Annotated in this window: 3 protein-coding genes; all 3 read right to left on the bottom strand. The window is 30.3% G+C overall.

The features are described 5' to 3' along the window. Positions 1 to 253 precede the first annotated feature (253 nt). On the bottom strand, positions 254 to 1258 hold the full coding sequence (locus CHL78_RS19805; RefSeq protein ID WP_094367683.1) for a LacI family DNA-binding transcriptional regulator: 1005 nt from the start codon (positions 1256 to 1258) through the stop codon (positions 254 to 256). An 11-nt stretch (positions 1259 to 1269) separates the two neighbouring features. Continuing rightward, positions 1270 to 2787, bottom strand: a complete 1518-nt coding sequence (gene galT / locus CHL78_RS19800) for a UDP-glucose--hexose-1-phosphate uridylyltransferase (protein WP_094367684.1) — start codon at positions 2785 to 2787, stop codon at positions 1270 to 1272. Between the two features lie 21 nt (positions 2788 to 2808). Then, on the bottom strand, positions 2809 to 3771 hold a 963-nt coding region (gene galE / locus CHL78_RS19795), incomplete at its 5' end, for a UDP-glucose 4-epimerase GalE (protein ID WP_116041749.1).

Genomic DNA, 3771 nt, shown 5'->3' with positions numbered 1-3771 from the left:
AAATAATACTACACCAAAGTTTGGCATTATTCCTAAAAAAAATTGTATTGTACTATTAAATTCTCCTGCTTTACTGCTAGTAAAATGAGATACTAACCATATTACTATCCCAAAGTAGGCTATCCCTCTATAAAGATTTCCTCTATTCTCTTCCACTACTATCCCCCCAATGCTAATATATCTTTATGATACACTAAAAGGTTAAGTTATGAAATACTTTAAAATATTTCCAAAACTTAACCTTTTATAAAGTCTATGTGTTTCTTATTATTAATTCATTATTTAAAATAATTTTCTTGCTATATTTATTGCCATTTTCTATCTTCTCTATTAGTAAAGTAGCTGCATTTTCACCTAATAAAAACATATTCTGATCTACAGTTGTAAGATGTGGTTCAACAATTTCACTCAATTCTATATTATCATATCCTATAACCGATAGATCTTCAGGAATTTTCTTGTTCAATTTTTTACATGCATTTATTATTCCAATCCCCATTAAGTCGTTACATGCAAATACTGCACTAATTTTTTTATTGCTATCTAATATTTTAACACACTCTTCTGTCGTTTTATTTACAGTTTCTATACTATTTCCATATCCAATGTTGATTATGTACTCTTCATGTAGGTTATTGATTTCGGACATAACATCTCTGTAAACTTTTTCTTTAACATCATAAGAGTAGCTTTTTTCTCCTCTTATAAATAAAATATCTCTATGACTATTTTCAAATAAATATTCTATAACCATTCTTGCTCCACTTGTTTCATCATTAGATACAGATGATATGTTAGAACTAGTATTGTATCCATTAACAAATACTACTGGCGTAGATTTTGATATATTATCATAAAACTTAGATTTACAATTTTCCAAGTTAGGGTCTATTACTATTATACCTGCAACATTTCTCGCTATAAGTTCATTAATTCTTGCTATTTCTTTGTCTTTATCATGATTTGTAGTACATAAGAATAAAGAATATTGAGTACTGTCAAAATATTTCTCAATACCATCTACAACGCTTGGAAAGAACATATTATTTATACTTGGAACTACTACTCCTACTGTACTTGATTGTTGCTTTATCAAGTCTCTTGCTTGGATATTTGGAGTATATTCTAATTCCTGTATTATCTTTAGGACTTTCTGCTTAGTTTCTTCTTTAACAGGGTAATTTCCATTAATAACTCTTGACACTGTTGCAACAGAAACGTTGGCAGCTTTAGCTACTTCTACTATTGTCACTTTCATACTATCCATCCTTACAACGATTTAATAAACTTATTAAATGCTTCTATACCCTTTTCGTCTCTTTTAAATACTCCTGCATGAAGTAATACTTGTAGGAACTTATTTCCAACCTCTTTATTAAGTATTTCTTTAACATTTTCTTTATTTATATCTTTATAACTTTCTAAAATATACTTATACCAATGTGCGTGATTTTTTATTTCTTCATCATCCTCTATATCACTTACATTATTTATTAAGCAATTTCCAAGTTTATTTAATTCTTCTTTAAGTCTTGCTGGAAGAACTGCAAGCCCCATTACTTCTATAAGACCAATATTTTCTTTCTTTATATGATGAACTTCGCTATGAGGATGGAATATTCCAAGTGGATGTTTATCACTTGTTCTATTATTTCTAAGGACTAAATCAAGCTCATATAGTCCCTCTTTCTTCCTTGCTATTGGAGTTATAGTGTTATGTCTTTCTCCATTAGTATGAGAAAAGATTTCTACCGAATGGTCAGAGTAATGAATCCATGAGTTAAGAATATGTTCACTTAATTCCATTAGATCATTTTTATTTGATCCCCTAAGTCTAAGAACTGACATTGGCCACTTTACTCTGTTTACAGAAATATTCTCATAACCTTTTACTGTAAATACTTCTTCTATTTCCGCTTTTTCCATAGCAAACTCATAGTTTCCACCTTGATAATGGTCATGTGATAATATTGATCCCCCAACTATAGGTAAATCAGCATTAGAACCCGCAAAATAATGCGGAAGTACATCAATAAAGTCTAATAAGTTACCAAATGTTTTTTTTGAAATTTTCATAGGTATATGCTCTGCATTTAATATTATACAATGTTCGTTATAATAAGTATACGGAGAATACTGTAAAAACCAATTTTCTCCACTAAAACCTAAAGGTATAATTCTATGTGTCTGTCTAGCTGGATGATTTATATGTCCATAAAAACCTTCATTCTCTTTGCATAAAAGACATCTTGGATATGAAGAAGATTTCATGCTTCTAGCCTTTATAATATCTTTTGGATCTTTTTCTGGTTTTGATAAATTAATAGTTATGTCTAGATCACCATAATCTGTGGGCGCTACAAATGCTATATTTTTATCACATCTATCTTTTCTTATATAGTTTGATGCAATACTTAAATTATAGTAATAATTGGTTGCATCTTTAGGAGATTTTTCATATTTTTTATTAAATTCAGCTATAACTTCTGATGGCCTTGGCATTAAGCAATTCATTACTTTCGTATCAAATAAATCTCTTTCAGTGGTTGTATCTTCTAATATCTCCATACTTACTGCATAGTCTAATATATTTTCTAGAATTGGACTTGGAGTTTCCGGTAAATCTAAAACTTCCTCATATTCAAACTCATTAATGCCTAAAGTTCCAAGTATCATATTTGTTGAATATATTACATCCTCATCTTTTATAAGAGCTTTATTAAGAGCAAATTTTACAAGTTTATTTATTTCAGTATTTATATCAACCTTGCTTGCTGCACAATTCATAATTTTATCCTCCTAAGATGATTAGTTTTCAAATCCATTTGGATTTTTACTATGCCATACCCATGCATCTTCAATTATATCCGATATTTGTGTATATTCTGGTTTCCATCCTAATATACTTTGAGCCTTTTCACTAGATGCAACTAATTTTGCTGGGTCTCCAGCTCTTCTTTCTCCTATCTCAACTTTTATATCTTGGCCTGTTACTTCTTTTGCTGCTTCAATCATTTCCTTAACTGTAAATCCGACACCATTACCTAAGTTAAATATATTACTTTCATTACCACCCTTTAGGTAATCTACTGCCTTTATATGTGCATTAGCTAAGTCTATTACATGTATATAGTCTCTTATGCATGTTCCATCATGAGTATTGTAATCTTGGCCAAATACAGTTATATGCTCACGTTTTTTAAGTGGTACTTGTAATATAAGTGGCACTAGATGAGTTTCAGGAGCATGATCTTCTCCTATACTTCCTCCCTCAAGGGCTCCTGCTACATTAAAGTATCTAAGTGACACATATTTAACACCATGTGCTAAATCAGTCCATTTCATCATTTTTTCCATAGCAAGCTTCGTTTCACCGTAAGTATTAGTAGGGTTAGTATCATCACTTTCTAATATTGGAATATTTTTTGGCTCTCCATAAACTGCCGCAGTAGAAGAAAATACTATTTTATTAATATTATGAGCTACCATAACTTGAAGTAATACTTGAGTTCCATATACATTGTTATCAAAATACTCAAGAGGTTCTTGCATACTTACCCCAACCAATGAGTTTGCTGCAAAATGTATAACTGCTTCTATATCATTTTCTGTAAAAACTGTATCTAAAAATTCCCTATCTCTTATATCACCTTTACAAAATTTTGCATCCTTATGAACTGCTCCCATATGCCCTGTTTGTAAATTATCTACTATTACTACATCCTCACCCTTTTGTATAAGTTGATGTACAGCATGACTCCCTATATATCC

The organism is Romboutsia weinsteinii, from assembly GCF_002250835.2.
Lineage (GTDB): Bacteria > Bacillota > Clostridia > Peptostreptococcales > Peptostreptococcaceae > Romboutsia_A > Romboutsia_A weinsteinii.
The sequence above is the reverse complement of the archived record's forward strand: the minus strand, read 5'-3'. Positions and strand labels throughout refer to the sequence as shown.